Here is a 22,077-nt window from a genome sequence, read left to right on the forward strand (position 1 = left end):
TTGAGGTTACTTGGAAATTCCGGCCAATTTTAACAGAATGCCTTCCAACTGATCCCACGGCATTAGCTGAGAGTCAATCACTTCAAGACGTGACTCAAAGCCTTCAAGACTCAATTCATTAACGGAAACTACGCCATTGGCAGAGTTAAACGCATAACAGCCACGGTCAGTATTCACTACCGCTTTTACGCGCTCTGCGGTTAAATCGCTGATCATTGAAAAAAGTTCGTCAAAGTTAAAACGGTACTCGGCACCAAATAGCCAGCCACAACTGAAATAACCCTGCCCTTTGTTCTCTTTACGAGCAAAAGCTTGGTTTGGGTTTAACTGAAACTCAGGTTCCATCTCCGCATGGTGATGATGGTGAGATTCAATATGTGACGATGCGCCACCGTGGACACGTTCAATATCCAACACTTCAATAGGCAGTTGACCGCGTGTGACCAGTTTGTGGAACACTTTTGCGGGCGTTTGGTCCGTTACCCAGTCGTTGAACACGTCGATATCATGAGCAGTACACTCATCCACCTTGTTACCGATGATCACATCTGCCGTTTGCAATTGGTCGTTGAAATTTTGGTTGCTGGTATACTTTTCATTACTCAGGTTTCTCGGATCAACCAAACCAATCGTCGCTTTAAGGTCAACATACGACGTGTATTGGTCAGAAGTTAAAGTGGCAATCACTTGTTTAGGATGTCCAAGCCCTGTTGGTTCGATGATCAAACGGTCAGGTTGCTGGCGTAGCAGCGCATTAATGCCGACAGACATTGGCACGCCTGCGGTACAGCACATACACCCACCCGGTACTTCTTTGATCAAGGCACCTTGCTCTGTCATCATCGCACCATCAATGCCAATTTCACCAAACTCATTGACAAGTACAGCCCACTTTTCGTTTTCAGGCTTATTGTTTAAAAGATTCAATATCGTTGTCGTTTTCCCTACCCCGAGGAAACCCGTGATGATATTGGTTGGGACTTTATTCGTCATCGTCATACTCCTTTTCCAAGGAGTATACATAGGAGGTTAAAAGCTTTCTATATACTCGCTTTCTTCAGAGTAATTAGCAGGTAAGCGAATGAACATAAATAAATTGCCCTATGACTCAGCACTGAATAGCTCGACTGATACTACTGATAGTTGGAAACAGGAAAGAGAGAGTATGAAGACTAGATACGATAGCAGAGAGCAGACAGTATAAAGGCGCACTGCAGGAGCGCGCCTTATTCCTCGTTACTCAATCGTGAGTGGGCGGATTCTGTCATCTGTAGATAGATGTTATTGAATCAAATACGAGGTCAATCGATTAGAATTTTGATTCCTTCCAAATTGTAAGTAAGGCTCTTTTCACATCCTCCGTAAGAAATATCGATAAACGCCTTACGATTTAAATATGGCTCATATCCCTTGAAATACAAGTTTCTCAGCCAATTTTATGTGCAATATTTTTAGCCAAATCACCTTTTTGAAAAGTAGCAAAACACATCCGCTTTCATATCGAAGTCATATATGAAATTCTAATTTGCAACTTTGCAGCTATAGTTGACTGTAATGCTAAGTATAATCTGACATTCCTCACATAACGCCAACCATGAGACCCGTTTTAAATGACCAATAGAGAGAAATTTACTCAAAGTCTTCTAGCAAAAGTTCCAAAAGATGCTATCAACCAGTTTCTCTCTAAAGATAAAACCCCCATCTCTGTTCTTCTTCTCTCTCTTGCTGTTGGCATATTGGCTGGTATTGCCGGAACATACTTTGAAAAAGCCGTTCATTTCGTCTCGGAAACGCGTACAGAATGGCTGAGAAGTGAGATTGGTAACTTACTTCCATTGTGGTTAGCGGCGTTTATTATCAGTGCGGCATTAGCGCTTGTTGGTTATTACCTTGTTCACCGCTTTGCACCTGAAGCCGCAGGCTCTGGTATTCCTGAAATTGAAGGGGCGATGGACGGTATTCGTCCAGTTCGTTGGTGGCGCGTCATTCCTGTGAAATTCTTCGGCGGTATGGGGGCATTAGGTTCTGGTATGGTTTTGGGTCGTGAGGGTCCAACCGTACAAATGGGCGGTGCTATCGGTCGTATGATTTCTGATATCTTTCGCGTTAACAATGAGGATACCCGTCACTCACTTCTCGCGTCCGGTGCAGCAGGCGGTTTAGCAGCGGCTTTTAATGCGCCTCTGGCTGGCATCATGTTTGTTGTTGAGGAAATGCGTCCTCAGTTTCGTTACTCATTGATCTCCATTCGTGCAGTTATTATTTCTGCGGTTTCCGCCAATATTGTGTTTCGCTTAATCAATGGTCAGGAAGCCGTCATCACCATGCCGGAATATGATGCGCCTGAGCTGAAAGCGCTTGGTCTATTTCTATTTTTGGGTATGTTGTTTGGCATTTTCGGTGTGATATTCAACCGCCTGATTACGTTTTCTCAAGATATATTTGTTCGTATTCATCAAAACCAACGCAAACGCTATTTAATCACTGGCTCGATTCTTGGCGGTTTTTTTGGTTTGACCCTGCTTTATGTGCCTGAACTGACTGGCGGTGGTATCAGCTTTATTCCTGATATTACCAACGGCAGTTATAGCGCAACGGTGCTGCTTCTACTGTTTATTGGCCGTATCTTTACCACTGTGATCTGCTTTGGTTCAGGCGCTCCGGGCGGCATTTTTGCCCCGATGCTGGCGCTAGGTACGCTGTTTGGTTATGCCTTTGGACTGATTGCGAAAAGCTTCTTCCCAGAACTTGATATTGAACCAGGCATGTTTGCAATAGCTGGTATGGGTGCTTTGTTTTGTGCCACTGTTCGAGCACCGATTACGGGTATCTTGCTGGTTATCGAAATGACGGGTAACTACAACCTTATTCTGCCACTCATTATCACAGGGTTAGGCGCGGTGATCTTTGCTCAGATGTTTGGTGGGCAACCTATTTACAGTCAACTTCTAAATCGTACATTGAAGAACGAAAAACTGCGTCAGCAAGATCTGCCGCAGCAGGAGTAAAAAGAGGATTAATATTTAGTATTCCGCCTAAATGTTATGAATTTGCTGCTTATTTTGTGACAGTCGCACACATTATTGTCGTACAGAAAGTGGCGAAACTTGTTAATATCGCCACCCAAAAGACAGTGGTAGCGATGTGCCTTATCTCGGACACCAGAGCTGCATTACACCACTGTATGACGATGGAATGCGGAGTTTTCGTTGAACTGGAAAAGGTTTCTTCAAGTACAATCTGTTCCCCCTTCCCAAGCGGCCCTTGCATTAGGCATGATTGGCTTGGGACAAGCGTGGGCGCTATATTTGCCTACATTTGGTCTTGCCATTCGTCCTTATCTGGTTGCGATGGGCGCCCTTCTATTGTTACCTGTTTTGGCAAGGTACCTCACCAGTTACAAAACATTCATTGCGGATATCAAACACCCGCTTTCTGGCAGCCTTATGGCTCCTATGAGCATGGCACTGTTGATTCTGTGTGATTATCTAGTGGTGATCTCACCATTGATAGCCTACCCGCTATGGGGCTTAGCGCTCATGCTGCATTTTACAATGATGATATTGTTCTTCGGCTTTCAGATCATGAATTTCAAGATGTCGAACATCGTACCTAGCTGGTTCTTATATCCGGTGGGAATGATCAGTAGTTCGTTGGCGGGAACGCAGTTTGGTCACAACTTGTTTTCAGAAACACTCGTACAGGTGTGTGTCGCTATCTACTTTATTATGTTGCCGGTGGTTTTGTATCGCTTGGTATTCTTTGGCTCGTTGCCACGCAGAGCAAGACCAACGTTGGCTATTATGGCGGCACCGATTAACTTAACTCTCGCCACCTATCTGGTCAATTTCCCTGACCCAGACCCAATATTAACCGGAGCACTGGCGGGTATTGCCATCACCATGACATTGCTGATCTACCTTTGCTATTTACGCTTATTGCAGTTGAAATTTCAGCCTTCGATCGCGGCTGTCACTTTCCCATCCGTGATCAGCGCTATCGCAATGCACAGACTGACAACCTTTTTTGAGTCAGATTTTCCGCACTGGCACTGGTTACACAATTTCGGATTTCTTGAACTCACCATTGCAACCGTATTGGTGATATGGGTTTCAGCCGGTTATATCAAAATGTACTGGCCAGAATTTTTCCCTAAAAAGAGTGGTAACCATTAATTTTCGTCGGCATTGATGTAGGCCACACCATTTTTGCCACTGCGTTTTACTTGATACATCGCTTTATCCGCGAGTTCATACAGCTCTTCGAAGGTGTAATTGGAAGTGGTAAATTCGCACACGCCGATACTAAAACCAATATGAGACGACCCGTTGTCTACCTTCATCGGTTCACTAACATTTGTCAGCAACTGATCGATGTAACGACTGATGACTTCTCGTGGATGGTCAACACAAAGCACCACAAACTCATCACCGCCTAAGCGCGCAATAATGGACTCACTTGGAGCGTACTGATTGAGCCATTCAGCTACTTTCATCAATACCGCATCACCAACTTTATGGCCGGAGTGATCATTGACCATTTTGAAGTTATCAAGGTCGATAAAGATAAGAGAGGCTGGTTGATCTAATATGCCGCGACATATTTCATTGCATTTTTCGACCAACACCTTGCGGTTAAGTAGATTTGTCAGCGGGTCTAACATTGCTAATCGCGACAGTTCAAGTTCATAACGTTTTTCTTTGGTAATATCGATATGTGTACCCATCATGCGCAGCGGTTTACCGTCTTGATCGTATTCAACAATTCGACCTCGATCAGATACCCAGCTTGTGCTGCCGTCATTGTGGATCATGCGATGAATCACCTGATAAGTATCAACTTTACCATTGACATGGTCTTCGAACGCTCCGACCGCTAAATCATAGTCATCAGGATGAAGACGGCTTTTCCAAATCTCAACCGTCGCTTCCAGCTCCTGAGGTTGAAAACCCAGCATTTTCCCCCACTCCATATTAAATATGGTGAGTTTGCCAGTGGGTAAATGATTCTCCCACAAACACAAACCGTTGCCATCGAGTGCGACATTAAGCTTTTCTTCCAAGCGCTGGTTATCTCGTGTCAGTTTTTCAACCTGCTGTTCTAGCTGATTAATTCGCTTTAGATATTCGTCCATCAACTTCAGTACTTGTCGTGCGCCTAACCTTTGGGAGCTGATAGTTTAGCACCATATCAATAGTCTTAAATTATAATTCGCTAACAAAACGTAACTTCAATCCATCAATGAAAAGCGTCGAAAAGAAATTATCTGTTGCTACTGTGGTGCGAAAGCCTCAGAATGTCGCACTTTTCGCCATCAATAACCATTTGTCTGTGGCGAGTATTAATTAAGTACAATATTGAGAATTAAATATGGGTTTTACCTCGTTAGGTCTATCTGCTCCAATCCTTAAAGCTATTGAAGAAAAAGGATATACCACTCCTTCACCTATTCAAGTACAAGCGATTCCAGCTGTATTAGAAGGCAAAGATGTAATGGCGGCAGCGCAGACTGGTACAGGTAAAACTGCTGGTTTTACTCTGCCTATTTTAGAGCTTTTATCACACGGTCCAAAAGTTCGTGGCAATCAGGTTCGCGCTTTGGTCCTTACTCCAACCCGTGAGCTTGCCGCTCAGGTTGAAGACAACGTCAACACCTATGGCAGTCATTTACCTCTTACCAGTGCTGTAGTTTTTGGTGGTGTAAAGATTAACCCACAAATGCTGCGCTTACGTAAAGGCGCAGACGTGCTGGTAGCAACACCAGGCCGTCTGTTGGATCTATACAATCAAAATGCGGTTAAGTTTGATCAACTTGAAGTTCTGGTTCTTGATGAAGCAGACCGTATGCTCGATATGGGCTTCATTCGTGACATTCGTAAGATCCTTGATTTGTTACCGAAGAAACGCCAGAACCTACTGTTCTCAGCAACGTTTTCTGACGAAATTCGTGCCTTAGCCAAAACGATGGTCAACAACCCCGTTGAGATATCCGTAAGCCCTGCTAACTCAACAGCAAGAACCGTAGAGCAATGCATTTACCCAGCGGATGTTAAAAAGAAAGCACCAATGCTGGTAAAACTGATCAAAGACGGCAACTGGCAGCAAGTGCTGGTGTTTACTAAAACCAAGCATGGCGCAAACAAGTTGTCAGCATTTTTAAATGATGAAGGTATTACCTCAGCACCAATTCATGGCAACAAGAGTCAAGGCGCGCGCACCAAAGCACTGGCGGATTTTAAATCTGGCGAAGTTCGCGTACTCGTGGCAACAGACATTGCAGCTCGTGGTATTGATATCCCTCAGTTACCGCAAGTGGTGAACTTTGAACTGCCTAAAGTTGCTGAAGATTATGTGCACCGTATCGGTCGTACAGGTCGTGCAGGTGAAGTGGGTAAAGCGATTACTTTAGTTTCAGCGATTGAAGCGCCTGAACTTTTTGCTATTGAGCGCCTTATTCAGCAAGTGCTTCCACGTATGGAGCTGCAAGGATTTGCGCCAAGCAACAAAGTTCCTGAATCTGTTTTAGATACTCGCCCGATAAAACCGAAGAAGCCTAAGAAACCGAAAAAGCCTAATACTCCTAACGCAGAAGGTAACCGAACTGCTCAAGAGTCTTCAAAAGGCGGAAAACCTGCGGCTAAACACACCTCGAAACCTAAACGCCATAAACCAAGTGGTGAAGGTCATCGTGATGGCAATCCAAATGCCAACAAACCGAGTGGCAACGGTAAACCAAACCGAAATGGAAAGCCTGGTTCAGGTGGTAAACCCGGTTCAAATGGCAAACCTGTTACAACAAGCGGTAAGCCAAGTGCAAACGGCAAACCAAGCGGAAACAGGAAACCGAATCGCGGTTCAAACCAAAACCGCAGCAAACCAGCTCAATCAGCATAATATCGATTCCTAAAAAAGAGTGTGGCCTAAAAGCCACACTCTTTTTAATTCCACGTCTTTACTCTTCAATCCTATCTTTTCGTTCTCACAGTACGACTTGAGTTAATACTAGCTTGAACCGTTAAGATTCCATGGGAACAACCAAAATATCAATCGGTGACTTGTTGATCAGATCTCGTGAATAGGAAACCATATTGCTCCAGAAGTCATGGTGATGACCGCAGATAAGCAGGTCGTACTCATGCTGCTCGATCACTTTTTTAAGTTTGCTACCCAAACTGCCTGTCCCGACCCAGAAATGTTTGATAGGAAAATCAGGGAATTGCTCTTTCGCATAAATCTGGAACTTATGGAGAAGCTCATTGGAATGCTGATTAAGCGGCTTTTGAGTTGGGTCCTGCTGAATATCAATTAACTGGGTATAAACCTCTCCCACAGCTCCATCAACATGGATGAACGAGACATCAGCATCGAAAGTGTTCGCCATTGCGACCGCTTTATTAATTAAAGCTTTGTTCTCTTCAGTCAGCTCTAGCGCGACTAAAATATGTTGGTATTTCATCATTCTGCCCTCATGCCAATATGACTGTTGAGAGCATAGTCTTTGTGCAAAAAAAAGGTGTCACTGAGATCACACGATTAAAAGAACAGTTAATCCTGTAAGTTCAAAAGCTTAATAGGAAACTTTGCCACGCAGAGACTTGTTCGCACCGTTGCGCTTTTTAGCCTCAACGCGTCGACGCTGGGATGCCTTTGTCGGCTTGGTTGGCCTGCGCTTTTTCACTACAACCATTGCTGCAACAATCATCTCTCGCAGACGATTCAACGCATCTTCCCGATTCTGTTCTTGAGTCCGATAGGTTTGCGCTTTAATGATGATCACCCCTTCTTTGGTGATTCTACTGTCTGACAACGCAAGCAATTTCTCTTTATAGATAGGAGGTAAAGTGGAACTCGGTACATCAAACCGAAGATGAATCGCACTCGACACCTTATTCACATTCTGACCGCCACTGCCCATCGCACGAATGGCCGACAATTCGATTTCCCAATCAGCCAGTTCTACAGTGTTTGATATTTTAAGCATGACATTATGTTCAACGGTAAAGAATGAACCGCCATTTTAGAGAACTTCCGTTTCTAATACTATGGCTACGGCTAGATTGAATCGGAACCTGATTGAAGCTTTGAACACAAAAGTTCGCCAATTGAGTCAATGGTCAAAGGCGGAGCGAAATAATAACCCTGCACAAAATCACATCCATATTCAGTCAATTCACTGTATTGATTCATCGTCTCCACACCTTCAGCAACAACTGTCATGTGGCACGATTCACCAATAGCAATAATGGCTTTCACCAACGTTTTGGTTTGTTCACTAACCAAGAGCTTTTCTATGAAAGATCGATCAATTTTAATTTCTGTAATCGGTAAAGTATTGAGATAACTCAGTGAAGAGTAACCAGTACCAAAGTCGTCTAAAGACAATCCAAAGCCAAAGCTTCTCATACTGTTCAAGCGTTCGGCTACCGTATCCAAGTCCTCCAATAACACATTCTCTGTGATCTCCAGTGTCACACGAGAAATATCAATACCCACCTCTTGCGTAATTGCAACCAAGGTTTCAGGAAAATTTGGCTCCATCAACTGTTTAGGAGAGATGTTAATTGAAACGCCTAAAGCATCGGATCCATTAGGACTGATTGAAAGAATGTCTTCACAAGCTTTATGGAATACAAAACGCCCCAGCTCATGTATTACTCCAATATCTTCAGCCAAAGCGATAAATTTCACGGGCGAGATTGGCCCTAGTCGAGCGCTGTTCCAACGTGCAAGCGCTTCAACTCCCATGATCTTCCCGCTTGCCACATTGACCTGAGGTTGATAAAACACTTTGAACTCGTCGCCTTTCAGGGCTTTTCTCAGCTCGTCTTCTATCATGTAGTCAAGTTGTATCTCTGCATTGATGTCACTGTTGTAAAACATAGCGTTTCCTTTACGCTGTGCTTTGGATTTATACAAAACGACATCCGCCTTACGGATTAGAGCTTCTGGTTCAGTATCATCATGCGGGAACATAGCCACACCGATACTACAGTTGGTGGTCAATACCTTACCGTCGATGATGAACTTATCTTCAAACACTTGTTGAATAAGCAATACTTTCTCTTTGGCAGCCACGTTATCGGCCAGAGCAGGGAAACAGAATATAAACTCATCACCACCAAAACGTGACACTGTATCGTGAGGGCCTAGCAGGGTTTCAAATTTACGGCTGATGGTTTTAAGAAGTTTATCGCCTGATGAATGTCCGTGGAGATCGTTTATCTTCTTAAAATCATCAATATCCAACAGCATGACAGCACCACAACACTGGTTGTGATGAGCATAATCAATTCCGTTGTGAATGATACCGTTCAGAAGAAGCCGATTAGGCAAGTCTGTTAAAGAGTCGTGTTCTGCAAGATATTTTAGCTTATCTTTAACTTGGTTTAGCTCAGCAAAATCTTTTGCTATGCGCTCTTGGAAACGCTTAAATCGATCACCTATCGCACTGCCCAGTTTCAATGAAAGTGCAATGATTATTAAGGTGGAGACCATACTTGCCAACAGAACACGTTTCAATTCAGTTCTATTGCTGGCTTCTAATGCACGAATATTTTCGTCCAGATAAGCTTCGAAGCGTTGAACATAAAAACCAGTGCCGATGGTCCAATCCCATCCATCAATCATTTTGAGATAACTGATTTTCTCTCCACCACTCGTAGATCCAGGCATATATTTAGCCATGTAGTGGGTAAAACCGGAACGATCCGTGTCTTTGGCTCGTATTTCATCAATCTGCAGGTGCAGTTCGTCAGAAACAGGAGTGTTAACCATGGAAGCTTCAGGGTGCGCTAAAATCGTTCCTTCATTATCAATGACAAACACATAGTCGTTATTGCCATACCGGAAATGCGTGAGCCAATCTATAACTTGTTTTTGTATATCTGCTTGCACATCAACGACATATTCCCCAGTACCGATATACCAACCATACGGCTCAAAATACTTACCAAACCCTATTTTTTCGAAATGCTTGCTAGGGTCTTCATTTGGCTTGCTATACCACCAGCGATAAAAAGCTTCACCACCAGCATCGTTTACTTTCTCAATGTGCTCCTGAACAATCAAGGAACCTTTCACATCTTTGGTGTCCCAGACAGACTGGCCTTCTAACTCGGGTAAATAGCTGTGCAAGACATTGATGCCTTTACTATCAAAAATAAAGAAATAGCCACGCCCAGAGTTAAAGCGAATGGGTCTCAGCGCTTCTCTAATCATACGCACGACCTCTTCCTTCGGCTGGTCACTGTGTTTCTGATAGATGTTGGTTGCTATATTGTGAGCCTCATACACACGGTCTCGTAGCTGATCCTTTAACGTTTTAATTGTCAGGCTTTTTTGTCTTTCGATTTGACTGGAGACTTGTTGGATTTGGTCTTGAACTATCTGTTTTTGTTGTTCAATAAGATTGTCACGAATGAAATTTATCTTCTCTTCTGATTCAATCTGATTACTTTGAATAAGAATGACGTTAACCACGATAGCAAAGAGAGTGATGAACACTGCTGGTGCATATCGAATAATATTCAGCAATTTTCTATCGTTTAGTGGAATCATCGCTTCCTACTTAAAGGTGTGGCTACTCATTAAGAATAGACAATTTTAACTAGATACAAGAAACGAAAAGTCTAAAATGATTAACCAGACAAGATAGCGGTCATTTTGAAGATTTTTCTGATTTTTAGTAGCAATATAACGCGAGCCATTGGTACAACAGCTCGCGCTTAAGATGAAATCTTAGGTGGTTAAGCAACCAGTTTAGTGGAACTTCCCATCCTTGAAGCTTCCACATCTAACCTAAGGGAAATTTGCTCTTTGAGTTCACTCACGTGCGAGATGATTCCAATAGTTCTGCCTCCCTGTTGCAAATCAATCAAGGTTTGTATCGCCAGATCCAATGATTCAGGATCAAGACTGCCAAAACCTTCATCAATAAACAGAGTATCGAGACGAATACCACCGCTGTACGACTGCACCACATCCGATAAGCCAAGCGCCAAAGAGAGCGCTGCCATAAACGATTCACCACCGGAAAGGGTCGCTACGTCGCGCCATTTACCTGTGTAGCCATCTTCCACCATCAGATCTAAGCCTGAACCACTATTACCTTTGGCACGATCTTCTTTGCGTTTTAGTAAATAACGTCCTTTGCTCATCAATTGCAAACGCTGAGAAGCTTGAATCAAGACATCATCCAGCAAAACTCCAAGCACGAAGCGATGTAGGCTTACTCTGGCTCCGGTTTTACCCGTAGCGATATCACTTAATGTGCCAAATACCTGATAGGCTTTCTCCAGCTCTTCATTTTTCGCATAAAGCGCGGCGAGTTTCTGTTGCACCTGATTGAGGCTGTCCATTCGCGAGCGCAATTGCGTATAGCGTTGCAACGCTTGTTCAACCTCTTGCTCTTTTGCTGTCAATGCTTGTTCTAAAGGCTCTAACTCTGGTTGCTGTTTATCTTTCAATTCAGTAGAGAGCGTTTCAAGCTGAGTTTTTAGCGACGCGCCTTTATCTTCGTATTGGCGAATTGACGATTCCAGTTCGGCTATCGCCGCTTCTGCCAATTTTGCGCTTAAATAGGCATCCTGGTTTTCAAACGAACTTGCAGCCAGAGCTTCTAACCAAGCTTTCTCGGTGCTTTGCTTTTCATCAAACCACTGTTTCTTCAGCGACTGAGCATCATTTAACGATGATTCAATCGCGGAAAGCTGCTTCTGAGTTTCAGCAAACTGTTGCTGCGCCTGCTGCTCAGCTTTTTGCAACTCTTCGATTTGCTTTTTAATCGCAACATATTGCGATCTCACCTGCTCCACATTCTCGAAACCAGATGAAACACCTTCGAGAAGTGAAGCTACTTCGGTTTCCAAAACCGTCATCGCATGCTTGCTGTCTGCTGTGCCTGCAATAGACTTCTCAAGATTAGCCTTGGTTTGTAAATGGCGGCCTTCCAGAGCCTCTAACTGCGCTTTCAAAACTTGAGGCTGCATGGATGCCAGAGTTTGAATCTCTTTCTCTAACGTTTCTTTGCTTTGTCCAAGCACAGCGAGTTCGGCTATCGATTGCTCTGCAATCTTCGCTAATAGCTGGTTCAGTTCACGTTCAATTTGACCAACATTTGATACCGCAGACTGATGATGTTTCAACGCTTCCAACTCATTTGACGCACGCAACTGCTGCGCATCTCGGGCAACTTTCACTTCCTCTCGGGTAACCACATCACCGGTAAAACCTGCTAACTGAGGATGTTCCAAGCTACCACAGACAGGACAAGCATCACCCTCACTTAGTGACTTCGCCAATTCAGCCGCTTGGTTGGTGTGCCAGATCATCTCTAGTCTGTCGGCGTCTTTCTTAGCTTCATTGGTTGCTGCTTGCGCTTCGGCATATCTTTTTTCCGCCAGAGCCACGGCTTGCTTAAGTTTGCTTTGTTGTTCCGTCAGATGATTGCTGCTTTGACGAACTTTGATCTGTTCAACCACATTCGCGAGCGACAAACGTTTAGCATCTAAACTCGACACTGCATGAGACGTTTGTTCGTATTCGGTTCGTTTGGCTTGTATCTCTGCATCTAGATTCTTTAACTGTTTCTCAAGCGTTTCTTCTTCTGCCTTTGCCTTTTGAAACCTTAATTTTGCCGCCTCAAGCGCTTTTTGTTTGTCATCAAGTATGCGGTATTTTTTACCGATTTCTTCAAGCTGATAAAGCTGTTGAGACAATTCAGGAACCACTTGTACATTCTTCACCGTTTGCTGCCAAACAGATTCCGCTTGTTCAACCTTGGCTTTAGTTTGCACTACCAGCAGTAGCTTTTCGCTAACGCTTTTTTCTGCCTGTTCACACTGTTTCGAAGCACTGACCCATTGGCTAAATGGCAGATCTAAGGTAAGCGCCTGTCTTGCTTTGGTTCTTTTCTGGCGTAGCTGTTCAATATTCGGCAACTCAGATTGATGTTCGGTTACCGCTTTCTCAATCTCAGCCTTTTGTACAAATTTCTGTTTTAGCTCCTGAGCTGAATTGCGTTGTTTTTTCGCTTCATCCAGTTGCTGTTGCAGTGATTGATAGCTCTGTTCGCTTTGCTTTAGTTCAGGTTGAAGTTTTGTTTGTTCTTCTTTCAGCTCTTCTTCCGAAGCCGCAGATACCACATTCAACGCGCCTTTTATCTGGTTATCGAACTCATCTTTTTCTTTGCGAATTCCCGCTGCTTTTTCAAACAGAGCGCGTTCTATCTGGGTATAAATTTGCGTTTGAAATAACTGACCAAAGATTTGTTCACGCTCTTTTGAATTAGCCACTAAAAGCTCACGAAACCTACCTTGCGGGATCACCATTACTTGACGGAATTGCTTAACATCCAAGCCAATCAAATCGACCATCGCTTTTGCAACAGGGTTCGGGCGATTAGCCAGCAGCTTTTGTTCACCGTCTACAATTTCAACTAAGGTCGCCGCGTGAGCTTTCTTAGTTGTACCCTCGCCGCGTTTTTTTGGTGTCTCCTGATCTGGGCTGCGAGTCACAAGGTACACACGTCCTGCGAGTTCAAACTCAAATTCGATCTCCGTGATGAGTTCAGCATCAGCGTAATCACAACGCATCTGATCGCCAGTACGTTCGCTGCCAGTGGTTTCACCATAAAGCGCAAAACAGATTGCATCTAAAATCGAGCTTTTACCAGCGCCTGTAGGACCGTTGATAAGGAACAGAGGAGATGCACCAAGGCTGGTGAAATCCACCACCTCTTTGCCAGCAAAAGGACCAAATGCCTGAATCGATAATCGGAGTGGGCGCATTCTATTCCCCTTGCTTCAATGACTGGATAACGGCGCTGACAGCTTGCTCTTGAGCTTCTGTTAATGCTTCCTGTTTGGCTTCGAGGAAGAAGTCTTTAAACATCTCCATTTCGCCACGAGCTAAACGGGCTTTACCCATTTCCTGATCGACACCGATTAACATACCGGGCTTTTCAAGGTGCAACACATTTGGATAGACCTTACGCAGCTTTTCCATTGGATCGAGAATGGCGTGCTTGTCTTGTAGGCGCACTAATAGGTAATCATGGCTATTAGGGTCTGTTCGGCCTTGCTCTAAAATTTGGTCTAACTCGCCTTCGACAATTCGCATGTTATGAGGTGCATTGAGTGGTATTTGGCTGGCTGAAACAAAACCGTCTTTATCCAGTTCCACGAGTGTCATCGCTTTCTTGTGGTGTTGCTCACTGAAGCTGTATTTCATCAGTGAACCGGAATAGCGGATATAATCTGAACCTTTCATTTGTGGCTGATGCAAATGACCGAGAGCCACATAGTCAAAAGCTAAAAAGTGTTCGTGACTGACTCTGTCCGAGCCACCAATAGAGAGTGGTCGTTCTGATTCAGACTCAATCGCGCCATCAACAAAACAATGACTGATCAATATGTTTTTTTGAGAAGGTTTAAATTGCTCGGCAATTAACCCGCAAAGATGCTGATGAGCTTCATCGTGAGTGCTAATCGCAGTCTGATAGTAATGACGGACCAACTCAGGATCGTTATATGGCATGCCGTAAAATGCCACTTCACCGGCTTGTTTACTACAAAGAACCACTGGCTCAAGCATATGTTCGAAATCTGCAATGATGTGCAAACCGGATTGCTTCATCTGCTTTGCCGCAAAGCCTAGTCGTTTCGCTCCGTCATGGTTGCCCGGTATGACAAGCATAGGCACACCAATCTCTCCACAAATCTTTGTGACAATCTCATCCAGTAACTCAATCGCCAGTGTTGGAGGAACGGAGCGATCATACACATCACCGGCGAGTACTAAGGCATCAACCGAGTTGTGTTTTATGTAATCAACGATTTGAGATAGTACGTGCCTTTGATCTTCAAGTAGCGACACGTTATGAAACTGACGGCCTAAGTGCCAATCTGAGGTGTGAAGAAACTTCATGCCTTTCCTGTGCAACGAACACTTTATTAAAATAGTTGCCGAATATGATACCCGTTTTACGAGCAAATGCGACGCTGAAAAGATAAAGAGTGAGTGATGGTGCAGGATTGATTGCCCTTTGTATTTCATCAATGAAATCAAAGAGCAATCGAAATCAGGGTTTAAATGATCGCTTAACTCACGCTCTGACTTTCAAACGGCGTGGAACCAACTCAACACCAGATAGATAGCGTTTTGCTGATGCATTAAGCGCAAGCGCCAACGCACTGTCGGCAATCACTTCAAACTGTTGCGGTAGCGAATTGATTTTTACTGGCAGGAAATCCAATAAGCGGTTGTCACCAAACGTTGCTAAACGAATTTTTTTCAGCAGGTCTGGATGATCCATCAACACATCTAAAATGCCTTCTAACAAGGTATAAGAAGTTGTCACGATGGCATCAGGCAAGCGTTCTTTCTTCATCCACTGTTCAAACACTCTGCGTCCTTCTTCACGGTTAAAGTGTTCACCATAACCCAACATAAATTCACGCTGGTTAGATTTAACTGCAGACTCAAAACCAAGTTGGCGCTCTTGAGAAATGTTCAGTTCAGGTAACGCACCAATTAAACCCACAGTTTTGACATTGTCTGTCAGCAGTGAGGACGTCAGGTCAAATGCTGCGCCGTAATCTTCACTAATCACACAGGCAAAATATTCGTCATCCAACGGACGGTCAATCGCAATAACTGGCGTGCCAGAGTTTTGCATTTTTAAGTAGTAGTCACTGGCGTTTGGAATTGAACTCGCAACGAAAAGCGCATCGATGCGTCTTGATACCAACGCTTCTGCAGCACTGATTTCAGTTTCAGGATCATCATCAGAACAGGCAATTAAAATCTGATAACCCGCTTGTCGAGAGTTTTGCTCAATCAACTTGGCGAGTCGGGCGTAACTGGTGTTCTCTAAATCCGGAATAATCAAACCGAATGAACGGCTGTTGCCTGCTCTCAAAGAGGATGCCGCGTGATCAGGTCGGTAATTGTGTTCATTGACCACAGCCATCACTTTTTGTTGTGTCTTTTCACTAATGCGGTACTTCTGGGCTTTTCCATTGATCACATAGCTTGCAGTCGTTTTCGAAACTCCTGCTAATTTTGCGATTTCATCTAGCGTCATATCAACTGCTCTATTTATGTGCGGCGGATCATAGAAACAATTTTTCGATCCTCATTGGTGTTGAATTATACGCTGAATCGATTCAGTATAAAAGCTGAAAGGATTCAGCAAAGTTGGGAATTGATACCAATGTCAATGTTTACGGTAAATTCTCAATTATCGGTAGATGTGCCAACCGACTATTTGAAAGCAGTTTGGCAACTTTGCTGAATTTTTTTGGACCAAATGCTGAATCGTTTCAGCCAAGGTTCAGCAAAAGTTACTACAATAAAAAAGAATTAAAAAATCATCCTGTCGAATAACGACAGAAGAAGGGGCAAACAATGCTGCAATTAACCACTCAAAATATTCAACTTAATCAAGCTCATGCTAATAAGTTGGACGCAATTCGCGCTATCGCTGCCGACCTTACTCAAAAAGGTTTAGTCGACAATGGCTATGTTGAAGGCATGTTAAACCGTGAAGCTCAGAACTCTACGTTTCTGGGTAACGGTATTGCTATTCCACACGGCACAACCGACACACGCGATTTAGTTAAACAAACAGGTGTTGCTGTTCACCACTTCCCTAATGGTGTGAACTGGGGTGACGACAACACTGTTTACGTTGCTATCGGTATCGCTGCCAAATCAGATGAACACTTGGGTATTCTAAAACAGTTAACCAAAGTGCTTTCTGCTGACGGCGTAGAAGAGAAGCTGAAAAACGCAAAATCAGCAAACGACATCATTGCTCTGCTTAATGGTGAAGTTCAGTTCGAAGCCGATTTCGACGCATCACTGATTCAACTTCTTTTCCCTGCAAGTGACATGGTGCAAATGAGCGCAGTGGCTGGCGGTTTGTTGAAAAACAGTGGCTGTGCGGACTCTGAGTTCGTTGCTGACCTAGTGACCAAGACACCCACCCACCTTGGTAAAGGTCTATGGGTTGTGAGCAGTGACAAAGCCGTAAAACGCACAGGTATGTCTTTCGTATCTACTGCCAATCATTGTGAATCTGAAGGTTTACCTGTTAAAGCTCTTGTCGCGTTTGCTGCATGTAATAACGCACACGAAAACATGCTAAACACACTTACACAGAAAGTGTTTGCAGGCGAACAGGAACTGTTCCTAAAAGCCAACACAGAACAACTACTTGCTTTGTTTAGCAACGAAGCAGAAGAAGAAAAACCGGTAGCAGCTTCTGGCGATAATGTTGCTGTATTTAAGATCAAGAACTCTCATGGTCTTCATGCTCGTCCGGGCGCAATGCTGGTTGCAGAAGCGAAAAAATTCGAATCTTCAATCCGCGTGTCTAATTTGGACGGCGACGGTAAAGACGTGAACGCGAAGAGCTTGATGAAAGTGATCGCTCTTGGTGTTAAGCACGGTCACCAACTTCAATTCACTGCTGAAGGCCCAGATGCAGCTAAAGCGCTGGAGTCTATCGGTGCTGCTATTAACGCTGGCCTAGGTGAAGGTTAAGGGGCGACTCATGCTAAATAACGCCATGACAACGAAAGTCGTCACCATCACCCTAAATCCAGCGCTGGATCTTACTGGTAGCTTGGACACGCTCAACGTGGGCACCGTGAGCCTTGTTAAAAAAGGTTCACTGCACGCGGCAGGCAAAGGTGTGAACGTAGCGAAAGTACTGAGTGACCTTGGTGCAGACGTTACTGTGACTGGCTTTCTAGGCAGAGACAATCAAGAGATGTTCTGCCAGCTGTTTGAAGAGATGGGTGCGCATGATGAGTTCATCCGCATTCAGGGCTCAACTCGTATCAACGTTAAACTCGTTGAAGCGAGCGGTGAAGTAAGTGACATCAACTTCCCAGGTATCAATGTTACAGACGAAGATATCGCGGCTTTCGAAGCGACTCTACTTCGCCTTGCGCAAGACCATGATTATTTCGTTCTTGCAGGCAGCTTGCCTACGGGTGTTTCTCCAAGCTTATGTGCTTCTTGGATTGAAAAGCTGCATTCACTAGGCAAACGAGTTCTGTTTGATAGTAGTCGTGATGCCTTGGCAGCTGGCTTGAACGCTCACCCTTGGCTGATTAAGCCAAACGATGAAGAGCTATCTCAGTTTGTTGGTCGTGAGTTGGTCACTCCTGAAGAGTGCCGAGCAGCGGCGGCTGAGCTTGCAGAAAAAGGTATCGAAAACATTGTTGTCTCAATGGGAGCCAACGGAACCATGTGGCTAAACCAAGGCCAATGGCTTCATGCAAAACCACCACGTATGAGCGTTGTCAGTACTGTAGGTGCAGGTGACACTCTCGTTGCCGGTCTTTGCTGGGGTCATATGCAAAATATGGACAAAGAATCTTTAATCACATTCGCTACAGCATTATCTGCCCTTGCAGTTACGCAGGTAGGGGTGGGTGTGACTTCAGAAACTCAACTAATCACCCTACAAAAAGAAATCCAATTACAACCAGTTGGTACTTTTGAAGTATCTAACAAATAAGGACAGAAGGTCGTACTATGAATATTGCTATTATCACTGCATGCCCTAGCGGCGTTGCAAACAGCATTATCGCTGCGGGATTGCTTGAACAAGCTGCTAAATCACTGAACTGGACTTCCGTTGTGGAATGTCACTCTTCTGTGATTGAAGGCTACAAGCTTACCGATTCAGACATCAACAATGCTGAAGTAGTTATTATCGCAGCCAATACACCTGTTGATACTACTCGCTTTGTTGGTAAAAAAGTCTACCAAAGTGATATCTCTGCTTGCACAAGTAATCCAGCGGCTTACTTGAAAACAGCGGTTGAACAAGCTTCTGAGCTTAGTGCAAGCGCTGCAACAACTTACCAAGCTCCTGCGGCTCCTGCAGCAAGCGCGAAGAAGATTGTTGCCATCACTGCATGCCCAACTGGTGTTGCACACACATTCATGGCTGCTGAAGCGTTGGAAGAGACAGGTTCTCGTCTCGGCCACACTGTCAAAGTAGAAACTCGTGGTTCTGTTGGTGCAAAAAACCAACTGACTGCTCAAGAAATCGCTGACGCAGATCTTGTTATCATTGCTGCTGACATCGATGTTCCGCTTGATCGCTTCAACGGCAAAAAACTTTACAAAACCAGTACTGGTCTTGCTCTGAAGAAAACAGAACAAGAGATCAACAACGCATTCGAAAAAGCGACGGTTTATACCCAAGCTGAAGCTTCAAGCAGCGCTGAAAGCACTGGTGAGAAGAAAGGTGTGTACAAACACTTGATGACAGGTGTTTCTCACATGCTACCAGTGGTGGTTGCAGGTGGTTTGATCATCGCTCTGTCTTTCGTATTCGGTATCGAAGCGTTTAAAGAAGAAGGTACTCTAGCAGCAGCATTGATGACTATCGGTGGTGGTTCTGCATTCGCTCTTATGATTCCTGTTCTTGCTGGTTTCATCGCGTTTTCAATTGCTGACCGTCCTGGTCTTGCACCAGGCTTGATTGGCGGTATGTTAGCAAGCTCTACTGGCGCAGGTTTCCTAGGTGGTATCGCTGCTGGTTTCATTGCGGGTTACTCTGCGAAGTTCATTGCTGACAAAGTTTCTCTTCCTCAGTCAATGGAAGCGTTAAAACCGATTCTGATCATCCCATTCGTTGCTAGCTTAATCACCGGTTTGATTATGATCTACGTCGTTGGTGGCCCAGTATCAAGCATCATGTCTGCAATGACTGAGTTCCTAAACAACATGGGTTCAGCAAACGCAGTACTGCTTGGTATTATTCTAGGCGCAATGATGTGTTTCGACCTTGGTGGTCCAGTAAACAAAGCGGCTTACACATTTGGTGTTGGTCTATTGGCTTCACAAACTTACGCACCAATGGCAGCTATCATGGCAGCAGGTATGGTTCCGGCTCTAGGTATGGGCTTAGCGACTTTCCTTGCTAAAAACAAATTTGAACCTAGTGAGCGTGAAGCAGGTAAAGCATCATTCGTACTTGGCCTATGTTTCATCTCTGAAGGTGCTATCCCATTTGCAGCGAAAGACCCAATGCGTGTTATCCCAGCATGTATGGCAGGTGGTGCATTAACAGGTGCTCTATCAATGCTGTTCGGTGCAAAACTGATGGCTCCACACGGCGGTTTATTCGTACTAGCGATTCCTGGTGCTATTACTCCAGTGTTTATGTACCTAGTTGCTATCGCTGCGGGTACAGCAGTAACAGGCTTTGGCTACGCTTTCTTCAAAGCTCGCGCTACTGAAAAGTCTGCAGTAACTGCTTCTTAAGCGAAAACAAGAAGCTAAGCATTACGCTTAGCTTCTTATCAATTTCCAAGTCTTTGCCCCCCGAAGGCTATTGCCAGTGACATTGTCCACTGGCTTTTTTATTTTGACTCAATAGTACGAATGCCACAGGACACAAAGTTCGGCTCGCTTGGCTATCTAACGTAACTATCTCCTTCCCCCTATTCTTTCCTTTACCAACCCAACGAGCTCAACTAACCGTTATTTCATTAACGTGTTCCACCAATGTGTTTCGTTAATGTGTTTCACTAATATGTTTCACTAATGACATCTAACCCGATTCACATGACTGTGTATCGCGAAAAATGTCGAATTTTGTCTAGAATCGAAGAATAGTCGCTTGAAGAGAATGCTGATTATGGCGACTCTTGATAATACTCGTCACAATACTGCTATTGCAGATGGATGAAATGTTTCGTTCTAACTTATTGAATTTATGGAAGTGTCACATCTATGTCGCCTATATGACGTAATATATTGGATACGCAGTTGGTAAGTTATGGCTCATGGCAGTAGAAGGAATTTTTAAATGATTATTAGAAAACTCAGACTAAAACACGGTTGGTCTCAAGAACAGTTGGCCGAACTAAGCGGCTTAAGTATCCGTACTATTCAGAGAATTGAGCGTGGCCAACAGCCTGGTTTAGAGTCACTAAAATCCCTAGCAGCTGTCTTTGAAACCAGTATCGAAGAACTTCAGCAGGAGCCAGAAATGACCAACGAAACCAAATTTACCGAAGAAGAACAGACGGTGATTGACCAAGTCAGATCCATCAAAAGTTTTTACTCACACCTGATGACATACGTAATGGTGATTAGCCTACTTTTCGCCATCAACCTATTCACCAACCCCGATTATATATGGGCTTGGTGGCCAGCTTTAGGTTGGGGTATTGGTATCTTGAATCATGGTTTAAATGCCTTCGAGGTGTTCAATCTCTTCGGACCTAAATGGGAAAAGCGTCAAATTGAAAAGCGCCTTGGCAGGAAGTTGTAAAACATAGAAAAAGCCAGCATCAGCTGGCTTTTTGATTTTCCATTTCGAGCTTATTTGTGTTTTGGTTGAATGTACTTACGGCTAACATCAACCAGTGCAACATCTTTGAAGAAGCTGCGACCGAGCAACACAGGGAAAGTCAGGTGGCTTCTGTCTGTAAGAGTAAACTCAGTATATTCTTTCAAATCACCGATTTGGATCCACGCCATAACCACAGCGCGACGTTGCGTGCCTTCTGCGCTTGACTGACGAATATCAACCCAACGTTCAACTGGTAGCGCGAACTCTTTGCTCATCACATCGTCATGTGCAATCTTAAATTTTACCCAATCTTTGCCGTCACGCTCGAATGGAACAACGTCGACTGCACTCACTGAAGAAGTCGTCGCACCGGTATCAATACGTGCACGGAAGTTCTCTTTCAAGCCAGTAACATAAACCCATTCTTGCTCTCCAAGAATTAAACGTCCATCAGCTGTTTTCTTAGCATCAGCCACTACAGGTGGTTTAGGATCCGGCTTTGGTTGCTGTTCAGGTCTTACTTCCGGCTTAGGTTCAGTAATAGGCTCAACCTTTGGCGTTACGGTTTCATATTTACTGAGGTCTCTTTCTGGTTGAGAAACCTCTTGCTTAGGTTCTTCAACTTGAACAGCTTGATCCTTTGCATCACCTTCTTTAGGCGTTGTAGAACACGCAATTAAACCGCCACTTAGCATCAAAGGAATTAAAAATTTCCACTGTTGTTTCATTCGCTCACCTACTCAAACTGA

General features: G+C 44.2%; 16 protein-coding genes. 7 read left to right on the plus strand and 9 right to left on the minus strand.

The window, feature by feature from the left end; genetic code table 11:
* Positions 1 to 6 precede the first annotated feature (6 nt).
* Entirely contained in the window at positions 7 to 993 is a 987-nt protein-coding gene (locus tag HUO09_RS18290) for a GTP-binding protein (RefSeq protein WP_188234931.1), read from the minus strand.
* Between the two features lie 617 nt (positions 994 to 1,610).
* Between HUO09_RS18290 and clcA the strand changes: the two genes are divergently transcribed.
* Together clcA and HUO09_RS18300 are read left to right on the plus strand one after the other, a co-directional pair.
* Entirely contained in the window at positions 1,611 to 3,008 is a 1,398-nt protein-coding gene (clcA, locus tag HUO09_RS18295; RefSeq protein ID WP_167411449.1) for a H(+)/Cl(-) exchange transporter ClcA, read from the plus strand.
* Positions 3,009 to 3,209: 201 nt separating this feature from the next.
* Positions 3,210 to 4,175, plus strand: coding sequence for a TDT family transporter (locus HUO09_RS18300; protein ID WP_167411450.1), 966 nt, complete (start codon positions 3,210 to 3,212; stop codon positions 4,173 to 4,175).
* On the opposite strand, the gene HUO09_RS18305 is transcribed toward HUO09_RS18300, so the two are convergent.
* Entirely contained in the window at positions 4,172 to 5,134 is a 963-nt protein-coding gene (locus HUO09_RS18305; protein WP_188234932.1) for a sensor domain-containing diguanylate cyclase, read from the minus strand. The genes HUO09_RS18300 and HUO09_RS18305 overlap by 4 nt on opposite strands.
* A 236-nt stretch (positions 5,135 to 5,370) precedes the next feature.
* Here HUO09_RS18305 and HUO09_RS18310 point away from each other — a divergent pair, with 236 nt between their 5' ends.
* Entirely contained in the window at positions 5,371 to 6,894 is a 1,524-nt protein-coding gene (locus tag HUO09_RS18310; protein ID WP_188234933.1) for a DEAD/DEAH box helicase, read from the plus strand.
* 121 nt (positions 6,895 to 7,015) lie between these two features.
* On the opposite strand, the gene HUO09_RS18315 is transcribed toward HUO09_RS18310, so the two are convergent.
* The 6 genes from HUO09_RS18315 to cra all read right to left on the minus strand — a co-directional run bounded on the left by HUO09_RS18315 (position 7,016) and on the right by cra (position 16,084).
* On the minus strand, positions 7,016 to 7,456 hold the full coding sequence (locus HUO09_RS18315) for a universal stress protein (protein WP_188234978.1): 441 nt from the start codon (positions 7,454 to 7,456) through the stop codon (positions 7,016 to 7,018).
* 111 nt (positions 7,457 to 7,567) lie between these two features.
* Positions 7,568 to 7,981, minus strand: coding sequence for an alternative ribosome rescue aminoacyl-tRNA hydrolase ArfB (gene arfB / locus HUO09_RS18320; protein WP_188234934.1), 414 nt, complete (start codon positions 7,979 to 7,981; stop codon positions 7,568 to 7,570).
* A gap of 71 nt (positions 7,982 to 8,052) precedes the next feature.
* Positions 8,053 to 10,557, minus strand: coding sequence for a cache domain-containing protein (locus HUO09_RS18325; protein WP_188234935.1), 2,505 nt, complete (start codon positions 10,555 to 10,557; stop codon positions 8,053 to 8,055).
* Between the two features lie 188 nt (positions 10,558 to 10,745).
* Positions 10,746 to 13,787 (minus strand): AAA family ATPase, encoded by a 3,042-nt coding sequence (locus HUO09_RS18330; protein ID WP_188234936.1) that lies wholly within the window; start codon positions 13,785 to 13,787, stop codon positions 10,746 to 10,748.
* A 1-nt stretch (position 13,788) separates the two neighbouring features.
* On the minus strand, positions 13,789 to 14,925 hold the full coding sequence (locus HUO09_RS18335; protein WP_188234937.1) for an exonuclease SbcCD subunit D: 1,137 nt from the start codon (positions 14,923 to 14,925) through the stop codon (positions 13,789 to 13,791).
* A gap of 178 nt (positions 14,926 to 15,103) precedes the next feature.
* Positions 15,104 to 16,084, minus strand: coding sequence for a catabolite repressor/activator (cra, locus tag HUO09_RS18340; protein WP_188234938.1), 981 nt, complete (start codon positions 16,082 to 16,084; stop codon positions 15,104 to 15,106).
* A gap of 323 nt (positions 16,085 to 16,407) precedes the next feature.
* On the opposite strand from cra, the gene fruB reads away from it, so the two are divergent.
* The 4 genes from fruB (at position 16,408) to HUO09_RS18360 (ending at position 21,307) form a co-directional block, all read left to right on the plus strand.
* Entirely contained in the window at positions 16,408 to 17,547 is a 1,140-nt protein-coding gene (gene fruB / locus HUO09_RS18345) for a fused PTS fructose transporter subunit IIA/HPr protein (protein WP_188234939.1), read from the plus strand.
* 25 nt (positions 17,548 to 17,572) lie between these two features.
* Positions 17,573 to 18,532, plus strand: a complete 960-nt coding sequence (pfkB, locus tag HUO09_RS18350; protein ID WP_167411498.1) for a 1-phosphofructokinase — start codon at positions 17,573 to 17,575, stop codon at positions 18,530 to 18,532.
* A 17-nt stretch (positions 18,533 to 18,549) separates the two neighbouring features.
* Positions 18,550 to 20,292: a PTS fructose transporter subunit IIBC gene (gene fruA, locus HUO09_RS18355; RefSeq protein ID WP_167411459.1), complete on the plus strand. Its 1,743-nt coding sequence runs from the start codon at positions 18,550 to 18,552 to the stop codon at positions 20,290 to 20,292.
* 547 nt (positions 20,293 to 20,839) lie between these two features.
* Complete coding sequence (locus tag HUO09_RS18360) at positions 20,840 to 21,307, plus strand: 2TM domain-containing protein (protein ID WP_188234940.1); 468 nt, start codon at positions 20,840 to 20,842, stop codon at positions 21,305 to 21,307.
* Positions 21,308 to 21,357: 50 nt separating this feature from the next.
* On the opposite strand, the gene HUO09_RS18365 is transcribed toward HUO09_RS18360, so the two are convergent.
* Complete coding sequence (locus tag HUO09_RS18365; RefSeq protein ID WP_188234941.1) at positions 21,358 to 22,056, minus strand: ATP-dependent zinc protease; 699 nt, start codon at positions 22,054 to 22,056, stop codon at positions 21,358 to 21,360.
* Between the last annotated feature and the right edge of the window lie 21 nt (positions 22,057 to 22,077).

The sequence above is a fragment of the Vibrio sp. Y2-5 genome, from assembly GCF_014596725.1.
Taxonomy (GTDB): domain Bacteria; phylum Pseudomonadota; class Gammaproteobacteria; order Enterobacterales; family Vibrionaceae; genus Vibrio.

What these genes read in the sequence shown, in the direction of transcription:
- clcA (WP_167411449.1), top strand. Translation starts at nt 1,611, where the DNA reads ATGACCAATAGAGAGAAATTTACTCAAAGTCTTCTAGCAAAAGTTCCA.
- fruA (WP_167411459.1), top strand. Translation starts at nt 18,550, where the DNA reads ATGAATATTGCTATTATCACTGCATGCCCTAGCGGCGTTGCAAACAGC.
- cra (WP_188234938.1), bottom strand. Translation starts at nt 16,084, where the DNA reads ATGACGCTAGATGAAATCGCAAAATTAGCAGGAGTTTCGAAAACGACT.
- HUO09_RS18335 (WP_188234937.1), bottom strand. Translation starts at nt 14,925, where the DNA reads ATGAAGTTTCTTCACACCTCAGATTGGCACTTAGGCCGTCAGTTTCAT.
- fruB (WP_188234939.1), top strand. Translation starts at nt 16,408, where the DNA reads ATGCTGCAATTAACCACTCAAAATATTCAACTTAATCAAGCTCATGCT.
- HUO09_RS18290 (WP_188234931.1), bottom strand. Translation starts at nt 993, where the DNA reads ATGACGAATAAAGTCCCAACCAATATCATCACGGGTTTCCTCGGGGTA.
- HUO09_RS18360 (WP_188234940.1), top strand. Translation starts at nt 20,840, where the DNA reads ATGATTATTAGAAAACTCAGACTAAAACACGGTTGGTCTCAAGAACAG.
- HUO09_RS18325 (WP_188234935.1), bottom strand. Translation starts at nt 10,557, where the DNA reads ATGATTCCACTAAACGATAGAAAATTGCTGAATATTATTCGATATGCA.
- pfkB (WP_167411498.1), top strand. Translation starts at nt 17,573, where the DNA reads ATGACAACGAAAGTCGTCACCATCACCCTAAATCCAGCGCTGGATCTT.
- HUO09_RS18330 (WP_188234936.1), bottom strand. Translation starts at nt 13,787, where the DNA reads ATGCGCCCACTCCGATTATCGATTCAGGCATTTGGTCCTTTTGCTGGC.
- HUO09_RS18315 (WP_188234978.1), bottom strand. Translation starts at nt 7,456, where the DNA reads ATGAAATACCAACATATTTTAGTCGCGCTAGAGCTGACTGAAGAGAAC.
- arfB (WP_188234934.1), bottom strand. Translation starts at nt 7,981, where the DNA reads ATGCTTAAAATATCAAACACTGTAGAACTGGCTGATTGGGAAATCGAA.
- HUO09_RS18365 (WP_188234941.1), bottom strand. Translation starts at nt 22,056, where the DNA reads ATGAAACAACAGTGGAAATTTTTAATTCCTTTGATGCTAAGTGGCGGT.
- HUO09_RS18310 (WP_188234933.1), top strand. Translation starts at nt 5,371, where the DNA reads ATGGGTTTTACCTCGTTAGGTCTATCTGCTCCAATCCTTAAAGCTATT.
- HUO09_RS18305 (WP_188234932.1), bottom strand. Translation starts at nt 5,134, where the DNA reads ATGGACGAATATCTAAAGCGAATTAATCAGCTAGAACAGCAGGTTGAA.